The 3,070-nt window shown below is 37.5% G+C and carries 3 protein-coding genes and 2 tRNA genes; 1 reads left to right on the top strand and 4 read right to left on the bottom strand.

What is annotated here, in order from left to right; genetic code table 11:
* Positions 1–602: 602 nt before the first annotated feature.
* Positions 603–1,463 carry a nucleotidyltransferase-like protein gene (locus tag HMPREF0083_RS02295; protein WP_021619347.1) on the bottom strand — a complete coding sequence of 287 codons (861 nt, stop codon included), beginning with the start codon at positions 1,461–1,463 and terminating at the stop codon, positions 603–605.
* A 315-nt stretch (positions 1,464–1,778) separates the two neighbouring features.
* On the opposite strand from HMPREF0083_RS02295, the gene HMPREF0083_RS02290 reads away from it, so the two are divergent.
* Positions 1,779–2,138 (top strand): DUF2614 family zinc ribbon-containing protein, encoded by a 360-nt coding sequence (locus HMPREF0083_RS02290; protein ID WP_021619346.1) that lies wholly within the window; start codon positions 1,779–1,781, stop codon positions 2,136–2,138.
* A 109-nt stretch (positions 2,139–2,247) separates the two neighbouring features.
* Here HMPREF0083_RS02290 and HMPREF0083_RS02285 read toward each other — a convergent pair whose 3' ends face one another.
* The 3 genes from HMPREF0083_RS02285 to HMPREF0083_RS02275 form a co-directional block, all read right to left on the bottom strand.
* Positions 2,248–2,679 (bottom strand): Fur family transcriptional regulator, encoded by a 432-nt coding sequence (locus tag HMPREF0083_RS02285; RefSeq protein ID WP_021619345.1) that lies wholly within the window; start codon positions 2,677–2,679, stop codon positions 2,248–2,250.
* Positions 2,680–2,861: 182 nt separating this feature from the next.
* Positions 2,862–2,945, bottom strand: a tRNA-Leu gene (locus HMPREF0083_RS02280).
* 5 nt (positions 2,946–2,950) lie between these two features.
* Positions 2,951–3,025, bottom strand: a tRNA-Arg gene (locus HMPREF0083_RS02275).
* Between the last annotated feature and the right edge of the window lie 45 nt (positions 3,026–3,070).

Raw genomic sequence — 3,070 nt, 5'->3', positions numbered from 1 at the left:
AACTTGTTTTTTGTGTTGTGCCGTTTTTCAGCGGTGACTTTTATATCTTATCAAAAAAAGATGTTTTTTGCAATACTTTTTAAAACTTTTTTTCTAAATCATTTCGCCGATTTTTGACGGCGACAAGAAATAATATATCATATGTTTTCTGATTCAGTCAACAAAAATATAATTTTTATTTTATGCATAATACCTCACAAAAAACTCACTCCTATTAATTATCTATAATATCGCAAATAATAAAATGCACACATCGGTGTAATCCTTCGCTTTTTTCTCACAAGGAAGGGACATGACCCCTTTGTGTCGCCAAAGTCGGACCGACAAAACATCTGGGCAAAGCGAAGCAGCCAGACGAACCGCCGCCCGTTTGGGGCACAGTATGGTGGCTATGTACTCTGGATGATACTCGATAATCAACACTCTTGAAAAAACTGGATTTTCCCGGTAACTATTCACCAAGATCTTTGTCCTACTTTTGTTTCTGTTGTATAACCTGGTGCTTTTTTACAACTAAATGAAAAGTATACATATATTTTTCGTTCTCCATCGTAAGCTATAAAAAACAACCCCGAAAACTATTTCGAGGTTGTGCAAATTTTCTACTCAACAATATACTTTTTTTCCATTCCATATTCACTTTCTACAAACACTTCTCTTAACAAAGAGCGTTTGGACAATTTTTCCAATAATAAAATTAAATCGAATTGTACTCCATAAAATTCAGGATGATGCAACAGTTCATCAACAGACCATGCTCCTTCTCTTGTCCGCATAATATTAAGCAAAAAAGCGCTGCATTCTCCCATCTTAGAAATAACGGAGAACTCACTGGCCAGTAGCAATAATTCAATTCGTTTTACCAACGGATCATCAGTAGTGATAAGCTCCTCGTACAATTTGAAAATAGAATAATCAATCTCGGAAACTTGCTGCCACACTACAGTCTCTGGTACCTTCCCCGCCTCAATAACCGCGAGTCGTGCCCAATGATGCAGAGCATAAAACATGCTGTTGTATGCATCGAATATCTGCCCCTGGCTTACATGTTCCCTTGCTTCTAAATAGTGACGCAAAAAGCGGGTAAATTCTACACAAATATTTCGACTGTGAAATGCAGACGGATACGTAAAGAATCTATCTCTGACTTGCTTTATATAATTATTTCTGTCATACAGTACCGCTCCTTGCAGTGTCCATTGAACAAAACGGCGGTGAAACCTATTCTCGATAATATGTGTAAAGTATAATTGGTTCACCCAACGAATTTGTATGTTTAATGAATTATGTAAAACGTTTCTGATTTTTAGTTTTTCGCTTTCTTCTTTTACGATAACCAAGTATAGTTCATCAAATCCATCAATCAATGCGCTCTGGCCATTGGTCGGTTTTATATGAATTACCGACTCTACCGTGTCATCAACAATGTTATGGAGAAATGTATCGGAAAACCCTTCATCCATCTTGTTTGAAACCTCCCTTACAATATGGTGAATGTTTGAAATTTACTTCACCTCTCGGTAAAATTTTAAACTTGCAAAATTACAGTGACTTTTTACAAAAACATAATATATTTAGTATCTTTATTTTGTTTCGACAAACATTATAATTTCACCTTCTACTATTGACATAGTGTTAATGATGATTTAATATAAGGATGTACATTTCTTTTACTCTTCCTGAGGTACTAACTATATCCTTCTTTCCTCCTCAAGCATTTGAGGAGGTTTTTTTTTGTAAAACATGCTATAATCTTGTAGGAAAACTACGGGAGGGAAATGTACATGCTATTTTCAGGTAAGCTAAACAAGCTAAGAACGCTTGCACTTGGAATGGTCTTTATAGGCATTATCATAATGTATATCGGGTATGCTGCATTCGCCGGCTTTTTAGGTTCTTTGTTTGCGCAAAATACGATAATTATGGCTATCTTTTTAATATTTGGTTTTCTCTGCATTATGGGAAGCTCAGTCATGTACATGTGGCTTGGCATGGTATCAACTAAAGCCACACAAGTTTACTGCCCAAGTTGTAGTAAAGTAACCAAAGTAGTCGGAGTGCGAGATGAATGCATGTTTTGCAAACAGCCATTGTCACTTGATCCGGCTGATGCAAACACCAATCGTCATACACCCTAAACTGTTTCAAGAGTGAGACATGAATATATACTCTAATCCTTTTATATATTGAAATAGCACATAAACAATAAGCAAAGGAGCTTACCAGAATAATGGCAAGCTCCTTTGCTTATTGTCGAACCCGGCAGGTTTCACATAGCCCGTACACTTCAAGACGATGGGAAGCAACTTCAAATCCAGTATTTATGGACGCTTCTTTTTCCACACCATGAAGAGGTGGATAATGAAAGTCCTTTACTTTACCGCAGCTTATACAAACCGCATGGTAATGTTCGCTCATATTAGCATCATACCGACTTGAAGCATCACCATACGTAAGCTCTCGAACCAACCCTATGTCTTTAAAAACACGCAAATTATTATAAACAGTGGCTACACTCATATTAGGGAACTTTCCCTCCAGCGATTTATAGATCTCATCAACAGTAGGATGAGACATGGTCTCTAATAAATAACTCAAAATCGCATGACGTTGGGGAGTCATCCGTACTCCTGCGTCCCTTAGTTTAGCCGTCGCTGTCTGTAATGCTTCTGCGGACATAGGTCATGCACCTCTTTCTAAAAAGTAATTAATCTCTTTTTATAATATTTATAAATAGTGTAAAACTTCTCTTGATAAATTGTCAACTAAGAAGGATTATCGATAAACGTAAGACAACAAAAAAACGCTGAGAAAACTCAGCGTATTACTTTAATAATGTAGTAGATCATAAAATTAAATAATGCGGTCGGCGAGACTCGAACTCGCACGGTCGTACGACCACTACCCCCTCAAGATAGCGTGTCTGCCAATTCCACCACGACCGCAAACATGGCGAGCCTACCAGGATTCGAACCTGGGCACCTGGTTCCGGAGACCAGTGCTCTATCCCCTGAGCTATAGGCTCTCAATATTTAAATAGTAATTACACCCTGAAAACTGAATCAGAAGA

This window comes from Aneurinibacillus aneurinilyticus ATCC 12856, assembly GCF_000466385.1.
GTDB lineage: Bacteria > Bacillota > Bacilli > Aneurinibacillales > Aneurinibacillaceae > Aneurinibacillus > Aneurinibacillus aneurinilyticus.
This window is presented reverse-complemented; position numbering and strand designations above follow the sequence as displayed.

Excerpts from the sequence above, each read along its gene's own strand:
- HMPREF0083_RS02295 (WP_021619347.1), bottom strand. The coding sequence starts at position 1,463 with ATGGATGAAGGGTTTTCCGATACATTTCTCCATAACATTGTTGATGAC.
- HMPREF0083_RS02290 (WP_021619346.1), top strand. The coding sequence starts at position 1,779 with ATGTACATGCTATTTTCAGGTAAGCTAAACAAGCTAAGAACGCTTGCA.
- HMPREF0083_RS02285 (WP_021619345.1), bottom strand. The coding sequence starts at position 2,679 with ATGTCCGCAGAAGCATTACAGACAGCGACGGCTAAACTAAGGGACGCA.